The organism is Pseudomonas sp. P4_D7 (genome assembly GCF_056401755.1).
This window is the reverse complement of sequence record NZ_JBFUIR010000016.1, coordinates 86861-102657: the sequence shown is the minus strand read 5'-3', so window position 1 is coordinate 102657 and position 15797 is coordinate 86861. Positions and strand designations below refer to the sequence as shown.

The 15797-nt window shown below is 59.1% G+C and carries 14 protein-coding genes; 4 read left to right on the top strand and 10 right to left on the bottom strand.

What is annotated here, in order from left to right; translation table 11 throughout:
* Positions 1-108: 108 nt before the first annotated feature.
* The 8 genes from AC1DVF_RS13035 to AC1DVF_RS13000 form a co-directional block, all read right to left on the bottom strand.
* Complete coding sequence (locus AC1DVF_RS13035) at positions 109-843, bottom strand: amino acid ABC transporter ATP-binding protein (RefSeq protein ID WP_007963947.1); 735 nt, start codon at positions 841-843, stop codon at positions 109-111.
* Entirely contained in the window at positions 840-1511 is a 672-nt protein-coding gene (locus tag AC1DVF_RS13030; protein ID WP_003227756.1) for an amino acid ABC transporter permease, read from the bottom strand. Before AC1DVF_RS13030 ends, AC1DVF_RS13035 begins: the two co-directional genes overlap by 4 nt.
* Positions 1511-2257 carry an amino acid ABC transporter permease gene (locus AC1DVF_RS13025; RefSeq protein ID WP_016986630.1) on the bottom strand — a complete coding sequence of 249 codons (747 nt, stop codon included), beginning with the start codon at positions 2255-2257 and terminating at the stop codon, positions 1511-1513. The genes AC1DVF_RS13030 and AC1DVF_RS13025 overlap by 1 nt, the downstream gene beginning before the upstream one ends.
* A 193-nt stretch (positions 2258-2450) precedes the next feature.
* Positions 2451-3377: a glutamate/aspartate ABC transporter substrate-binding protein gene (locus AC1DVF_RS13020; RefSeq protein WP_477782547.1), complete on the bottom strand. Its 927-nt coding sequence runs from the start codon at positions 3375-3377 to the stop codon at positions 2451-2453.
* A 521-nt stretch (positions 3378-3898) separates the two neighbouring features.
* Complete coding sequence (glpD, locus tag AC1DVF_RS13015) at positions 3899-5437, bottom strand: glycerol-3-phosphate dehydrogenase (RefSeq protein ID WP_093430587.1); 1539 nt, start codon at positions 5435-5437, stop codon at positions 3899-3901.
* 273 nt (positions 5438-5710) lie between these two features.
* A complete protein-coding gene (locus AC1DVF_RS13010; protein WP_007916700.1) occupies positions 5711-6466 on the bottom strand; it encodes a DeoR/GlpR family transcriptional regulator in 756 nt (251 codons plus the stop codon).
* Between the two features lie 95 nt (positions 6467-6561).
* Positions 6562-8064 carry a glycerol kinase GlpK gene (gene glpK / locus AC1DVF_RS13005; protein ID WP_093430586.1) on the bottom strand — a complete coding sequence of 501 codons (1503 nt, stop codon included), beginning with the start codon at positions 8062-8064 and terminating at the stop codon, positions 6562-6564.
* 77 nt (positions 8065-8141) lie between these two features.
* Positions 8142-8993 carry an MIP/aquaporin family protein gene (locus AC1DVF_RS13000; protein ID WP_007916695.1) on the bottom strand — a complete coding sequence of 284 codons (852 nt, stop codon included), beginning with the start codon at positions 8991-8993 and terminating at the stop codon, positions 8142-8144.
* Between the two features lie 361 nt (positions 8994-9354).
* Here AC1DVF_RS13000 and ybaK point away from each other — a divergent pair, with 361 nt between their 5' ends.
* Both ybaK and AC1DVF_RS12990 read left to right on the top strand, forming a co-directional pair.
* A complete protein-coding gene (gene ybaK / locus AC1DVF_RS12995) occupies positions 9355-9825 on the top strand; it encodes a Cys-tRNA(Pro) deacylase (protein WP_090285884.1) in 471 nt (156 codons plus the stop codon).
* Between the two features lie 95 nt (positions 9826-9920).
* Entirely contained in the window at positions 9921-10703 is a 783-nt protein-coding gene (locus tag AC1DVF_RS12990) for a PhzF family phenazine biosynthesis protein (protein WP_477782546.1), read from the top strand.
* 119 nt (positions 10704-10822) lie between these two features.
* Here the strand turns inward: AC1DVF_RS12990 and AC1DVF_RS12985 are convergent, their stop codons facing one another.
* Together AC1DVF_RS12985 and argF are read right to left on the bottom strand one after the other, a co-directional pair.
* Positions 10823-11932 carry an ABC transporter ATP-binding protein gene (locus AC1DVF_RS12985; RefSeq protein ID WP_099757053.1) on the bottom strand — a complete coding sequence of 370 codons (1110 nt, stop codon included), beginning with the start codon at positions 11930-11932 and terminating at the stop codon, positions 10823-10825.
* Positions 11929-12849, bottom strand: a complete 921-nt coding sequence (argF, locus tag AC1DVF_RS12980; RefSeq protein WP_093430582.1) for an ornithine carbamoyltransferase — start codon at positions 12847-12849, stop codon at positions 11929-11931. Before argF ends, AC1DVF_RS12985 begins: the two co-directional genes overlap by 4 nt.
* 403 nt (positions 12850-13252) lie before the next feature.
* On the opposite strand from argF, the gene AC1DVF_RS12975 reads away from it, so the two are divergent.
* Together AC1DVF_RS12975 and AC1DVF_RS12970 are read left to right on the top strand one after the other, a co-directional pair.
* Complete coding sequence (locus AC1DVF_RS12975) at positions 13253-13543, top strand: hypothetical protein (RefSeq protein ID WP_016986650.1); 291 nt, start codon at positions 13253-13255, stop codon at positions 13541-13543.
* Between the two features lie 134 nt (positions 13544-13677).
* Positions 13678-15783: a molybdopterin oxidoreductase family protein gene (locus AC1DVF_RS12970; RefSeq protein ID WP_460092108.1), complete on the top strand. Its 2106-nt coding sequence runs from the start codon at positions 13678-13680 to the stop codon at positions 15781-15783.
* Positions 15784-15797: the final 14 nt, after the last annotated feature.

Below are 15797 nucleotides of genomic sequence, written 5' to 3'. Positions count from 1 at the left end.
TTGCTCGCGAAGAGGCCGGATCAGTCAACATCAATGTTGAATGTCAGTCCGCTTTCGCGAGCAAGCTCGCTCTCACAGGGATAAGTGTGATGGCGCAAGTACTCGGTTTTAGTGCTGCAGGATTTTCTCGAGGAAGTGCTGCGCGCGTTCGGAGCGGGCGCTGATGTCGCCGAAGAATTCCTCTTTCGGGCAGTCTTCGATGATCTTGCCGGCGTCCATGAAGATCACCCGGTCAGCCACTTTGCGCGCAAAGCCCATTTCGTGGGTTACGCACATCATGGTCATGCCTTCGTGGGCCAGTTGCACCATCACGTCGAGCACTTCGTTGACCATCTCCGGGTCGAGCGCCGAGGTCGGTTCGTCGAACAGCATGACGATCGGGTCCATCGCCAGCGCACGGGCAATCGCCACACGCTGTTGCTGACCACCGGACAATTGCCCCGGATGTTTGTGGGCGTGAGCGGACAAGCCGACGCGCTCGAGCAGTTGCAGGCCTTTCTTGGTCGCTTCTTCCTTGCTGCGGCCCAACACCTTGATCTGCGCGATGGTCAGGTTTTCGGTGATGGTCAGGTGCGGGAACAGTTCGAAATGCTGGAACACCATGCCCACGCGCGAGCGCAGTTTCGGCAGGTTGGTCTTCGAGTCGGCGATCGAGGTGCCGTCGACGACGATGTCGCCTTTCTGGAACGGCTCCAGCGCGTTGACGCATTTGATCAGGGTCGATTTGCCGGAACCCGACGGGCCGCAGACCACGATCACTTCGCCTTTTTTGACCTCGGTGCTGCAATCAGTCAGCACCTGGAAGTCCCCATACCACTTGTTGATGTTCTTGATAGAGATCATACGGCGAACCTTTTTTGCAGACGCTTGACCAGCAGCGAGGCGGAAAAGCTGATGATGAAGTAGACGACACCGGCGAAGATCAGGAACTCGTTGGACCGGCCAATGATGTCGCCGCTGGAGCGGGCGGAGTTGAGGAAGTCCACCAGACCCACGGTGTAAACCAGCGAGGTGTCCTGGAACAGGATGATCGACTGTTGCAGCAGCAACGGCGTCATCTTGCGGAACGCCTGGGGCAGGATGATCAGACGCATGGTCTGGCCATAGGTCATGCCCATCGCTTGTGCGGCGGCCATCTGGCCTTTGGGGATCGACTGCACACCGGCGCGGACGATCTCGCAGAAGTACGCGGCTTCGAACATCATGAAGGCCACGACGCAGGAGGTGAACGCACCGATCGGCGTGTCTTCACCGGTGATCCAGCGCAGCACGAACGGCACCGCCAGGTAGAACCAGGTGATCACCAGCAGGAGCGGGATCGAACGGAAGTAGTTCACATAAGCGCCGGCCACCCGCGACAGCAGTTTGCTCGACGACAGGCGCATCAGTGCGAGGATGGTCCCCAGCACGATGCCGCCGACCACGCCCATGACCATCAACTGCAAGGTCATGACCATGCCGTTCCACAGGCCCGGAATGGCGGGGATGATGCCGCTGAAATCGAAGTCCATTATTTACCCCCCACGGAGATCAGGCCGGGCACTGCGACTTTCTTCTCGACCATGCGCATCAGCAACATCAGGCTCATGTTCAGGGTGAAGTAGATCAGCGTGGCCAGGGTGAAGGCTTCAAACAGGTTGGCCGAGAACTCAGCGGTCTGTTTGGTTTGCGCCAGCAGTTCCATCAAACCGATCAGGGACGCCACGGAGGAGTTCTTGAAGACGTTGAGGAATTCCGAGGTAAGCGGCGGAATGATGATCCGGTAGGCCTGGGGCAGCAGCACGTTCCAGTAGATCTGCGGCAGTTTGAAGCCCATGGCGCGAGCAGCGGATTCCTGGCCGCGTGGCAGCGCCTGAATGCCAGTACGCACTTGCTCGCAGACACGGGCGGCGGTGAACAGGCCCAGGCACACGACAACGCTCAGGTAAGCCGAGGTGGTCGGGTTGAGGTCCTGTTTGTACCAGTCCTGCAGGTTTTGCGGCAGCAGGTCGGGCACCAGGAAGTACCAGATGAACAGTTGCACCAGCAGCGGCACGTTACGGAAAAGCTCGACGTAGCAGGTGGCGATGCCCGATACGATACGGTTTGGCACCGTGCGCATGACCCCCAGAATGGAGCCCAGCAGCAAGGCGATGATCCATGCCACGATGGCGATGGCAATGGTCCAGCCCAAACCGGTGACGTACCAGTCGAGATAAGTCTCGCTGCCGACGCCGGTGGACTTGAAGAACACGCCCCAGTCCCAGTTGTAATTCATTAGGGTCTCCCCTCGAGATCGATCGATGTACAAGCACCCGCTTGGGGAAGATCCTTTCCCGCCTGACGTTGAACGTCAGGCACACGCGATCGGCTCGGAAACCGCCAGGTCGAGTGTTCCACAGTGAAGCCAGCAGGTAGTAACAAACGCCTGAGGGAGGGTCGCCCCCTCAGGAGACAAGGTTAGTCAGGAATCAGATTTTTACGTCAGGCGCCGGCTTGTCGCTCGGGTTGGCGATCAGATCTTTTACCTTGTCGCTCATCGGGAAGTTCAGGTTCAGGCCTTTTGGCGGGATCGGGCTCTCGAACCACTTGCTGTAGATCTTGTTGATCTCGCCGGACTTGTACAGCGCAACGATGGCGTTATCGACAGCCTTCTTGAAGGCCGGGTCATCTTTGCGAACCATGCACGCGTAGGCTTCGAAGGACTGCGGCGTACCGGTGATGATCCAGTCAGCAGGCTTCTTGGCCTTGGCTTCTTCGCCGGCCAGCAGTGCGTCGTCCATCATGAAGGCTACGGCGCGGCCGCTTTCCAGCATGTTGAAGGATTCGCCGTGGTCTTTGGCGGAGATGATGTTCATGCCCATCTGCTTGTCGGCGTTCATCGCTTTGATGATGCGCTCGGACGTGGTGCCAGCGGTGGTCACGACGTTCTTGCCTTTCAGGTCGGCAAAGTCAGCGTAGGACGGCTTGCCATCCTTGTCTTTCTTGACCAACAGACGGGTGCCGATTTCGAAGATATTGACGGTGAAGTCGACTTGCTGAGCGCGTTCGGCGTTGTTGGTGGTGGAGCCGCACTCGATATCCGCGGTGCCGTTCTGGATCAGCGGGATACGGGTTTGCGAGGTCACCAGGTTGTACTTGACCTGCAGATCGGGCTTGTTCAGGTCTTTTTTCAGGGCTTCAACGATGGCCACTTGAATGTCGTGGGAGTAGCCCACTGGTTTGCCGGAAGCATCCGCGATGTAGGAAAACGGAATGGAGCTGTCGCGGTGAGCGAGCGTGATGGTGCCCGAATCGTTGATTTTCTTCAGGGTGCCGGTGAGTTCGGCGGCGAAAACTGGCGTGCTGATCAGAGCGGCCGCAATGGCTGCGCCCAGGATATGGGGAACGATGCGCATCAAATTTTCCTCGAATTGTTTTTTTTATGGAGCCAGTTCGTCGGCCCTTTTGTGCTTCGAATGCCTGACGGCTCCTGAAGTGTTGGCACAACAAGCATTCGTCGAGAGAGTGTAGAGCATGACTCGTGCCAGACCAGGGTGATGTACTTAACTTTATGATTTATAACGTTATTAAAGTTTTGTGATGGTTTGTTTTGGCGTAACTGATCCGGTTTACCGAATCGACCGGGAAGTCGCGTTCGGAAAGCCGAACGATAAAAAGCCCCTCACCCTAGCCCTCTCCCGGAGGGAGAGGGGACTGAACGCGGTGGATGGTCGATTTATGCCGACGTGAGATGTCGAGTCGAACTCAAGTTTCGAACCCCATGAAGATCGGCTCCCTTTCCCCCTCTACCCCTTGGGGGAGAGGGCTGGGGTGAGGGGGAAGGATCTGACTGACACAATCAGGTTCAACAGAATCCACAAAACAAAAAGCCCCTGAATCTCTCAATTCAGGGGCTTTCGTTTAAGCGATGTTCACATCACGCCGCTTCAATCTTGCTACGGTTCTGCTCAACCTTACCCAGATACGCCGCAAGCTTCTCCTGCTCGGCCGGAGTGGTAAACAGCCCCAGCTTGCTACGACGCCACAGAATGTCATGCGCCGTGGTTGCCCACTCTTCGCTGCACAGGTAATCGACTTCGCGGGTGTAGAGCCCGCCGCCGATGTGTTCGCCCATGTCCGCGAGGCTTTCCACACCTTCAAGCATGCGCCAGGTCCGGCTGCCGTAGGTGGTGGCCCAGCGGCGGGCGATCTCGGTCGGCACGAAGTCGAACTTGTCGCGGATCTGCGCGCACAAGGCTTGCGGGGTGGTCATGTCCTCACCGCCGGGCAGGGTAGCGGTGGCGGTCCAGCTCGGGCGCATCTGGGTGAAGAACGGCATCAACTGCGCCATCGCCGACTCGGCGAGTTTGCGGTAGGTGGTCAGCTTGCCGCCGAACACCGACAACAGCGGTGCCTCTTCAGTGCTGCCCGACAAGGCCAGGGTGTAATCACGGGTGACGGCCGACGGGTTGTCGGATTCGTCGTTGCACAGTGGGCGTACGCCCGAGTAGCTGTGCTGGATGTCGTCACGGCTGATCTGCTGCTTGAAGTGGGCGTTGACCACTTTCAACAGGTAGTCGGTTTCGGCGTCGGTGATTGCCACTTTCGCCGGATCACCGGTGTACTCACGATCGGTGGTGCCGATCAGGGTGAAGTGGTTCAGGTACGGAATGGTGAAGACGATGCGCTGATCTTCGTTTTGCAGAATGTGCGCGTGATCGCCTTCATACAATTTCGGCACGATGATGTGGCTGCCCTGGATCAAACGGATGCCGTAAGGCGATTCCATCTTCAGGTCGTCACGAATGAACTTGGCAACCCACGGGCCGGCGGCGTTCACCAGCGCTTTGGCGGTGATCGAAAACAGGCTGCCGTCGGCTCGTTCCAGATGCAGGTGCCACAGGCCTTTGGTGCGACGGGCGCTGACGCACCGGGTCTGGGTGTGCACGTGGGCACCTTTTTCGCGGGCGGCCATGGCGTTGAGTACCACGAGGCGGGCGTCATCGACCCAGCAGTCGGAATATTCGAAGCCTTTCTTGATTTCGCTTTTCAGTGCGCTGTCGGCACCAAACTTGAGGCTTTTCGAACCTGGCAGTTTTTCGCGCTTGCCGAGGTTGTCATACAGGAACAGGCCAGCGCGGATCATCCACGCCGGACGCAAGTGCGGACGGTGCGGCAACACGAAACGCATCGGTTTGACGATATGCGGCGCCTTGGCCAGCAACACTTCGCGCTCAGCCAGCGCTTCACGCACCAGACGAAATTCGTAATGTTCGAGGTAGCGCAGGCCGCCGTGGATCAGCTTGCTGCTGGCCGACGAGGTGTGGCTAGCCAGATCGTCTTTTTCGCAAAGGAACACCGAAAGCCCGCGACCGGCGGCATCCGCTGCGATCCCCACGCCATTGATCCCGCCGCCAATGACGGCGATGTCGTAGATCTCGGAGATTGGGGGCGTACGCAAGGTAGAGGTGGACATCGGCTGGCCTCGGGTTCTTTTGATTTTCTATATTGGAAATCGAACATGAATGTTCATTTGCGAAAATGGTAGCCCATAAACACCCGCGCAGCCAGTCACGTTCGATTGAAAAAACTCATCGAAGGGCAGTTAAAAGAAAATTTTCGAACATTTACGGGCAGATCGTTCCCATGCGCAGCAAAGGAATGCATCCATCGACGCTCTGCGTCGGCTTTGAGGTGGGACGCAGAGCGTCCCGGGCTGCATTCCCACGCGGAGCGTGGGAACGAGTAACTAGACGACTTCCAGGCGAATCTTGTGCTGACTCAACAACTGCGCCAGCGCCGGCACCGGCTGCTGATCGGTTACAAGGCAATCAATCAGGCTGATCGGCCCCAGGCGAATCATCGCGTTACGCCCGAACTTGCTGGAGTCCGCCGCCAGAATCACCTGCCGCGCATTGGCAATGATCGCCTGCGACACCCGCACTTCCTGATAATCGAAATCCAGCAAGCTGCCGTCTTCATCAATACCGCTGATTCCGACCAGGGCGAAATCAACTTTGAACTGATTGATGAAATCCACGCTCGCCTGACCGACCACGCCGCCATCACGGCGCACATTGCCGCCGGTCAGCAGCACATCGAAATCATCCTTGGCACTGAGCATCGACGCCACATGCAGGTTGTTGGTGATGATCTTCAGATGATTGTGGTTGAGCAGGGCGCGGGCAATCGATTCGGTGGTGGTGCCGATGTTGATGAACAGCGAGGCGTGATCGGGGATCTGGGCGGCGATGGCTTCACCGATGCGTTGTTTTTCATCGCGCATCTGGTCGGCGCGCATCGCATAGGCAGTGTTTTCGACGCTGGAATCGTAGGCTGCGCCGCCATGGTAGCGACGCAACAGATTGGCTTCCGCGAGCTGATTGATGTCGCGGCGGATGGTTTGCGGGGTAACAACGAACAGCGTGGCCATTTCCTCGATGCTCACATAGCCGCGTTCGCGGACCAGCTCGAGGATTTGCTGCTGACGGGGAGGCAGATTCATGGGGCTTCCTTTGGGCTGCCGTGCAAAATTTGCCCATGATGCCGCAGGAATCCGCTCCCGACCAGTTAGATGCCTATCTGGATCTGAAGGTTGGCTTATTCAGCGTCTTCACGCGCCCAGTCACGGGTGCGGCTGACGGCTTTTTTCCAGCCTTTGTACAGCTTCTCTTTCTCGGTTTCGTCCAGGCTCGGTTCAAACTCACGCTCGATCACCGCTTTACCGCGCAGTTCGTCCAGGCTGCCCCAGAAACCGCACGCCAGACCGGCCAGATACGCGGCGCCAAGTGCCGTGGTTTCGCGCATTTGCGGACGCTCGACCTGCGTGCCGAGGATGTCGGCCTGGAACTGCATGAGGAAGTTGTTCGCCACCGCGCCGCCGTCCACGCGCAGGGCTTTGAGGCGTTCGCCGGAGTCTTGCTGCATGGCGTCGAGCACGTCGCGAGTCTGGTAAGCAATCGACTCCAGTGCGGCGCGGATGATGTGATCCACGCGCACGCCGCGAGTCAGGCCGAACAGCGCGCCACGGGCATATGGGTCCCAGTACGGCGCGCCCAGACCGGTGAAGGCCGGCACCAGGTACACGCCGTTGCTGTCCTTCACTTTATTGGCGAAGTATTCGGTGTCGTGGGCGTCGTTGATGATTTTCAGTTCATCGCGCAGCCACTGCACGGTCGAACCGCCGTTGAACACCGCGCCTTCCAGCGCATAAGCCACTTCGCCACGCGGGCCGCAAGCGATGGTGGTGAGCATGCCGTGCTGGGATTTCACCGCTTTGTCGCCGGTGTTCATCAGCAGGAAGCAGCCGGTGCCGTAGGTGTTTTTCGCTTGACCCGGCTCCACGCACATCTGCCCGAACAACGCGGCTTGCTGGTCACCGGCGATACCACCGATGGCAATGCCGCTCTTGGTGCGACCGTAGATTTCCGAAGAAGCCTTCACTTCCGGAAGCATCTCGCGCGGGATGTCGAGGATTTCCAGCATCTTCGAATCCCATTCCAGCGAATGGATATTGAAGAGCATGGTGCGCGAGGCGTTGGTGTAGTCGGTGACGTGCACCTTGCCGCCGGTGAATTTCCAGATCAGCCAGCTATCGACGGTGCCGAACAGCAGTTCGCCGTTGCGCGCTCGTTCGCGGCTGCCTTCGACGTTGTCGAGGATCCACTTCAGTTTGGTGCCGGAGAAGTACGGGTCGGTGACCAGACCGGTGTTGTCGCGGATGTAGTCTTCGTGGCCATCGCGCTTGAGCTGCTGGCAGATCTCGGTGCTGCGGCGGCACTGCCAGACGATGGCGTTGTACACCGGGCGGCCGGTGGTCTTGTCCCAGACCACGGTGGTTTCACGCTGGTTGGTGATGCCGATGGCAGCCACCTGATCGTGATGCAGGCCAGCCTGGGCCAGGGCTTCAACCATCACCGCGCTCTGGGTGGCGAAGATTTCCATCGGGTCGTGTTCAACCCAACCGGCTTGCGGGTAATGCTGGGCGAATTCGCGCTGCGCGGTGCAGACCACGTTCGCGTCGCGGTCGAAAATGATCGCGCGGGAGCTGGTCGTACCCTGATCGAGGGCAATGATGTAGTTCTTATTCTGAATGTCGGTCATGTCGATTGCCTTGGACGAAATAAGGGAGAGTGGGCCGTGGCGCAGGCTCTATAGGGCAGGAGCCGGCGCCGACTGTTTCAAGAAGTTCTTGGTTTGCCGTCAATGGCCGGTTCTGCATCCTTTGTAGCAGGTGTGGCGCCGGTCAGGTGACGGGCGATGAGCCCGCGATACCCGGCAGCGCCGAGGCAGGCACCGACAATCGGTGCAAAAATCGGAATCAGGAAATACGGAATATCACGGCCGCCAGTGAAGGAAATTTCACCCCAGCCGGCGAAGAAAGTCATCAGTTTCGGACCGAAGTCACGCGCCGGGTTCATGGCGAAACCGGTCAACGGCCCCATCGAACTGCCGATAACGGCAATCAGCAAGCCGATCAGCAGCGGCGCCAGCGGGCCTTTCGGCAGGCCGTTGTTGTCATCGGTCAGGGACATGATCACGCCCATCAGGATCGCCGTGATGATCATCTCGACCAGGAATGCCTGGGCGGTGGACAGCACCGGGTTCGGGAAGGTCGAGAACACCGAGGCCAACTCAAGGCTGGCGGCCGAGCCACGGACCATTTGGTGAGTTTGTTCGTAATCGAAGAAGAGATTGCTGTACAGCGTGTAAACCAGCAGCGCGCCGCAGAAGGCGCCGGCGATCTGGGCAAGAATATAGAACGGCAGTTTGCGCTTTTCGAAGTCGGCGAAGATCGCCAGGGCGATGCTCACGGCCGGGTTCAGGTGCGCGCCGGAAACTCCGGCGGTGAGGTAGATCGCCATGCTCACGCCGACGCCCCAGATGATGCTGATTTCCCACAGGCCGAAGCTGGCACCCGCGACTTTGAGCGCGGCGACACAGCCGGTGCCGAAAAAGATCAGAAGAGCAGTACCCAGAAACTCGGCCATGCATTGGCTCGAGAGCGATGGTTGCTGTAAAGCAGTTGTCATTGAAAACCTCGTTTTTGTTGTTGTCTGGCGCGTTTGCCAACAGGGCAAGGCGCGATTTTCCCCGAGTAGGAATCCCCATTCCGTTCCCGGTTTACTGCTGGGTGTCGCTGTGACGACAATTCTTACATTATTCAGATTCGAAAAAATATAGACAAGAAACAAACCTGTCAAAGGTCGAAAGTGAACCGTCGGTCACAATAAAACTATTCGCTGGGTGAATGATCCTTTGTGGCCCAGGTGCGACAACGTGCGCTGAATGTCTGCGAGCCGCGGGAATCGTGGCTTGGGATAGAGCCTTTTGGAGGCTGATCACCTAGAATCCGGCGGAGGTTTTTTTGCCATTGCCGAGCCTGGAGCTGCCATGACCCCTGCGTTGGACTTGTTGAAAAAAGTTCGTGCCGAACATCGCGTGCACAGTTACGAACATGACCCGAAGGCCGCGTCCTATGGCCTTGAGGCCGCAGAGAAGCTGGCACTTGAACCGGCACAGGTGTTTAAAACCCTGCTCGCGGCCAGTGAAAAAGGCGAGTTGCTGGTGGCGGTGGTGCCAGTCGTCGGAAGCCTCGACCTCAAAGGTCTGGCCCATGCCGCTGGCGTAAAAAAAGTCGAGATGGCTGACCCGGCAGCCGCTCAGCGCTCCACCGGGTATCTGTTGGGCGGCATCAGCCCGTTGGGACAGAAGAAGCGCCTGCGTACCTTTATCGACAACTCGGCTCAGGGTTTTGCGACTATTTATGTCAGCGCCGGCCGGCGTGGCCTGGAAGTGGAACTGGCGCCCGCAGTGCTCGCCGAACACACCCAGGCCAAATTTGCCGACATCGGCCGTCCTTAGTCATTAATGCTGTATGTAAAAAAATGATGGGTTCTGTCACTGGCGCTGATCACGGCGTGGCTGCATCCTCTGCCGACTGACTCAGGGAGAAAGTTATGCAGCTCGAGTTTCATCAGGTCGACGCGTTCAGTGATCGGCCGTTCAGTGGTAATCCGGCGATGGTTTATCGGCTGGAGACGTGGCTCGTGGATGAGCTGATGCAGAAGATCGCCGCCGAACACAATCTGGCGGAAACCGCATTTCTGGTGCGCGAAGGTCAGGCCTGGCATATCCGCTGGTTTACCCCGACCACTGAAGTGCCGTTGTGCGGGCACGCCACGTTGGCCAGTGCTTATGTGCTGTTCGAGATCTACAAGGAGAGCGCCGAGCGTATCGACTTTACCAGCCAGTCCGGGCCGTTGAGTGTCAGCCGTGAAGAGGGCCGTTTGTGGCTGGACTTCCCGTCGATCGTGCCCTCGGAAATTGGCGTGACGCTGGATGTCGAGCGAGCGCTGGGGGTCGAGGCGGTGGATGTGCTCGGCTCCAACGAACTGTTTGTGGTGCTGGAGTCGGAGCAGGCGGTGCTCGATTGCAAACCGGACATGGTGGCGTTGGCCAAGCTACCGTGGCTGGGCGCGATCGTCACCGCGCGCGGCAATCAGCACGACTTCGTCTCGCGCTATTTTGCGCCGGCGATTGGCATCAATGAGGATCCGGTGACCGGTTCGACGCATTGCAGCCTGATCCCGTATTGGTCCAAGCGTCTGGGCAAGTCGAGCCTGACCGCTTGCCAGCGCTCGGCGCGGGGCGGGGAGTTGTTCTGTCGATTGGAAGGAGAGCGGGTGAAGATCGGCGGTAATGCGACGCTGGTTGCGAGCGGTACATTGTTGTTGGGTTAGCCCAAAAAAACCTGTGGGAGCGAGCCTGCTCGCGAATACGGTCGGTCAGTCAAATCATCTGTGACTGATACATCGCATTCGCGAGCAGGCTCGCTCCCACAGTTTTGATCCGGGCTGGATCAGAGCGCAGCGCTGTAGCGGCGAACACCGTTTTCCAATGCCGGGATCTGTGCGGCGGTGCTGCCGGAAGCCTGGAACAAGACCAGATGCTCAGCGGCAACCCGAATCCCCACCTCCGCACCCACCTGATGATCCGCATGGCTGGGGAAAATCGATTCCAGCTGCGCACCCGTTGGCAATTGCAGGCGATACAGCGTCGAAGCGCCAAGGAACGTCTTGCCGACAATCCGCGCTTTCAACCCACTGTCCGGTGCATAAACAATGTCATCCGGGCGCAGCAACACATCCACCGCGCCGCCAATCGGCCACGTATAGGCTCGATTGCCACGCAGTTCACCCAGTTCGGTCTGCACCGATTCCGGGCTGCCGAGCTGACCACGAATGAAGTAACCCTGACCGATGAAGCTGGCCACATAAGGCGTTGCCGGTTCGTGATACAGGTTGTACGGCGTGTCCCACTGCTCCAGTCGACCTTCCTTGAACACGCCAACGTGATCGCTGACGGCAAAAGCCTCTTCCTGGTCGTGGGTCACCAGAATTGCGCTGGTGCCACGCGCCTTGAGGATGTCGCGTACTTCATGGCTGAGCTTGCGCCGCAGTTCGCCATCGAGGTTGGAAAACGGCTCATCAAGCAGCAGCAATTGCGGCTCTGGCGCCAACGCACGGGCGAGGGCGACGCGCTGTTGCTGGCCGCCGGACAACTCGTGCGGGAAGCGCTTGCCGAGGTTTTTCAGGTTGACCAGTTCGAGCAGCTCTTCGGTGACGCGTTCCTTGTTCGGGTGCTTGCGAATGCCAAAGGCAATGTTGTCGGCGACGCTCAGGTGCGGGAACAGTGCGTAGTCCTGGAACACCATGCCGATCCGGCGTTTTTCCGGGGCGAGAGTGAAGCCGGCGCTGGAAATGGTTTCGCCACCGAGGGTGATTTCCCCTTCGTGCACTGGCTCGAATCCGGCAATGGCACGCAGGGTGGTGGTCTTGCCGCAGCCGGACGAGCCGAGCAGGCAGCCGATGTCGCCGGCGTTGAGGTGCAGATTGAGGTTCTGCACCACACGTTGATCTTGATAGCCGCAAGCGAGGTTGCGCAGGTTCAGCAGTAATTCATGACTCATGCGTGGTGATATGCCGGTTCAACGAGGAACTCGAGCAGGGCCTTCTGTGCGTGGAGACGGTTTTCTGCCTGATCCCAGGCGACGGAGCGCGGGTCATCAAGCAGGTCGAGGCTGATTTCTTCGCCACGGTGCGCCGGCAGGCAATGCATGAACAGCACGTCCTCGGCAGCGAGGTCGAGCAGGGCGCGGTTGACCTGAAACGGCGCGAACAGCTTGAGGCGCTTGGCAGTTTCCTCTTCCTGACCCATCGAAGTCCAGACGTCGGTGCTCACCAGATGCGCGCCGCGCACGGCGTCTTGCGGGTCGCGGACGATGGTCACGCGATCGCCGGCTCTGGCGACGAACTCAGGATTTGGCTCGTAGCCTTCCGGGCAGGCAACGCGCAACTGGAAGTCGAACTGGATCGCCGCTTCTATATAGCTGTTGCACATGTTGTTGCCGTCGCCGATCCAGGCGACCGTTTTGCCCTGGATCGAGCCACGGTGTTCAAGGAACGTCTGCATGTCGGCCAGCAACTGGCACGGGTGCAGGTCATCGGACAGGCCGTTGATCACTGGCACGCGCGAGTTGGCGGCGAATTCGGTCAGGGTGCTGTGGGCAAAGGTTCGGATCATCACCGCATCGAGCATGCTCGACATGACGATGGCGCAGTCGCCGATCGGCTCGCCACGGCCCAGTTGGGTATCGCGCGGCGACAGGAAGATTGCCTGGCCGCCGAGCTGGATCATGCCGGCCTCGAACGAGATCCGGGTGCGGGTCGAGGATTTTTCGAAGATCATCCCCAGCACGCGGTTTTTCAGAGGCTCGAACAGTACGCCGCGGTTACGCAGGTCCTTGAGCTCAACGCCTCGACGGATCACGCTGACCAGCTCTTCGGGCGTGCAATCCATCAGGGAGAGAAAGTGCCTTGCGCTCATCATTGACTACCTTTTGCTACAAACCGCAGATGCTCAAAGCCTTGTTTAACGGAACAACGGGCGAGACCTGCGGCGTAAGCCGCACGGGGCGACGAAATAGGGGAAGGCGCGATATTGACACTAAATGTCGCGTTTTTCCAATAGGCTACGGTTTTTGCGGGATTCGGAGGGCGCACTGAATGTTGCAGTCGCGCATTTGAAGCCGGGTTCAGGACAGCAGCGAGCCTCTTTGTACACTGGCCTTGCAGGGCTTGGCAATGCGGCGTGGCGGGGATCGCGTCGCTTGGGTCGGTTTACCACCGTGGCGCCATGCCATCACTTGGTCGGATGCTCAGGCTGAAACATTTGCTAAAGCAAAGTGCTGGGTTATAAATAAGTTTCGAGCGACGCAGGAAGCCTCCGCATGGAATCGAAAGAAAAACTGTTAATGGAACTGCTGGGCCACACGGCTCGCTCACTGACCCATCTCACCGCCTCAGTCACTTCAATGTCATTCGAACTGCTGCGCAGCGAAGACGAAGTGGTGAAGAGCGCCGGCCGCCACATGATCGATCGCATGGCGACCATCAGTGCCGGGCTCGACGAACACTGGCGATTGATCGGCGAGCTCACCGGCGTACATGTCGCCCACGAGCAGATTGAAACCATTCAGGAGATTCAGCTGGCCGCACCGCCTCAGCTGCCGTCGAACTGATCATGGCGGTTTATCGGCTCGCCTGATAACCGCCGATTCACAGGACGAACGTCGCTGGCGCAGGATCGGCGCCGGGGCCATAGTTTTGTTCCCGCGGGCGTGAATGCCTGCCCAGAACAAGACAGAGACTGGCCATGACCAAGACTCTCCATCACCGTGCCTGCCATCTGTGTGAAGCCATTTGCGGGCTGACCATCGAAACCACCGAAACCGATGGCAACGTCGCGATCACATCAATCAAGGGTGACGCGCTCGACACGTTTAGTCGTGGACACATCTGCCCCAAAGCTGTGGCCCTGCAAGATATCCAGAACGACCCTGATCGCCTGCGCCAGCCAATGCGCCGTGTGGGCAGCGAATGGCTACCAATAGAGTGGGACGAGGCTTTTGCGCTGGTGGCCGAGAAGCTGGCGGCCATCCAGGACCGTCATGGCCAGAACGCCGTGGCGGTCTATCAAGGCAACCCGAGCGTGCATAACTACGGGCTGATGACCCACAGCAATTATTTCCTGGGGTTGCTGAAGACGCGCAATCGCTACTCGGCGACCTCGGTCGATCAGTTGCCGCATCACCTGAGCAGTTATCTGATGTACGGCCATGGGTTGCTGTTGCCGATTCCAGATATTGATCACACCGACTTCATGCTGATTCTCGGCGGTAATCCGCTGGCGTCCAACGGCAGCATCATGACCGTGCCGGATGTCGAGAAGCGTTTGAAAGCGATTCAGGCGCGCGACGGCAAAGTGGTGGTTGTCGATCCACGGCGCAGCGAGACGGCGGCCATGGCTGATCAGCATTTGTTCGTGCGTCCGGGGGGCGATGCAGCGTTGTTGTTTGGTGTGCTGAACACCCTGTTTAGCGAAGGCTTGACCAGCGAAAGTCATTTGCTGGTCGATGGGCTGAATGACGTGCGCGCCGCTGTCGCTGCGTTTACCGCTGAAGCCATGAGCCCGTTGTGTGCGGTTCCTGCCGAGCAGATCCGCCAACTGGCCCGGGATTTCGCCGCCGCGCCGAGTGCCGTGTGCTACGGGCGCATGGGCGTTTCGACGCAGGCCTTCGGCACCTTGTGTCACTGGGTGGTGCAATTGATCAACCTGGTCACCGGTAATCTTGATCGCGTCGGCGGTGCACTGTGCACTGAGCCCGCAGTGGATCTGGTGGCGTCGACTTCGGGCGGGCATTTCAACAAATGGCAGAGTCGCGTTTCCGGGCGTCCCGAGTACGGCGGCGAGCTACCGGTCTCGGCCCTGGCCGAAGAGATGCTTACCGAAGGTGAGGGCCAGATTCGTGCGCTGATCACCGTCGCTGGCAACCCGGTGTTGTCGACGCCGAACGGGCGGCAACTGGAGCAGGCGCTGGATGGCCTGGAGTTCATGGTCAGCGTCGACCTGTACATCAACGAAACCACGCGCTATGCCGACCTGATTCTGCCGTCGACCTCGGCGCTGGAAAACGATCACTACGACACGACGTTCAACCTGTTCGCGGTGCGCAACGTCACCCGCTTCAACCGCGCGATCCTCGCCAAACCCGAGGGCGCCTTGCATGACTGGGAGATCTTCGTGGGCCTGGCCAAGGCCTTTGCCGAGAAGACTGGCAAGGAACTGAAACCGACCATGCCACCGGCGAAGATGATCGATATGGGCCTGCGCATGGGCCTGTACGGTGACGCGTCCGAACAGAAGCTTTCGTTGGCGACGTTGTTCGATCATCCCCACGGGATTGATCTGGGCGCGTTGAAGCCGAACCTGGCTGCGCGCCTGAAAACGCCGAATCAGCGCGTGCAGGCTGCTCCGCCAGAGATCCTTGCTGACCTCGCACGCTTTGCCGCATTGCAGGCGCCGGCCGCCGATGAGCTGTTGATGATTGGCCGTCGTCATGTGCGCAGCAATAACTCGTGGATGCACAACTATCACCGTCTGGTGAAGGGCAAGCCGCGCCATCAACTGCTGATGCACCCGGATGATCTCGCCAGCCGTGGGCTTAACGATGGTCAGTTGGTTCGCGTCAGCTCGCGGGTGGGGCAGATCGAGGTCGAGGTGCTCGGCAGTCTGGACATGATGAAAGGCGTGGTCAGCCTGCCGCATGGTTGGGGGCATGCGCGGCCGGGCGTGCAAATGGCGATTGCCAGCAGTCAGCCCGGGTCGAGCGCAAACGATCTGACCGATGAATGCCAGCTAGATGAGCTGTCGGGTAACGCCGCACTTAATGGTGTGCCGGTGACGGTGGCGGCGGCCTGAATGTGACCGTCGGG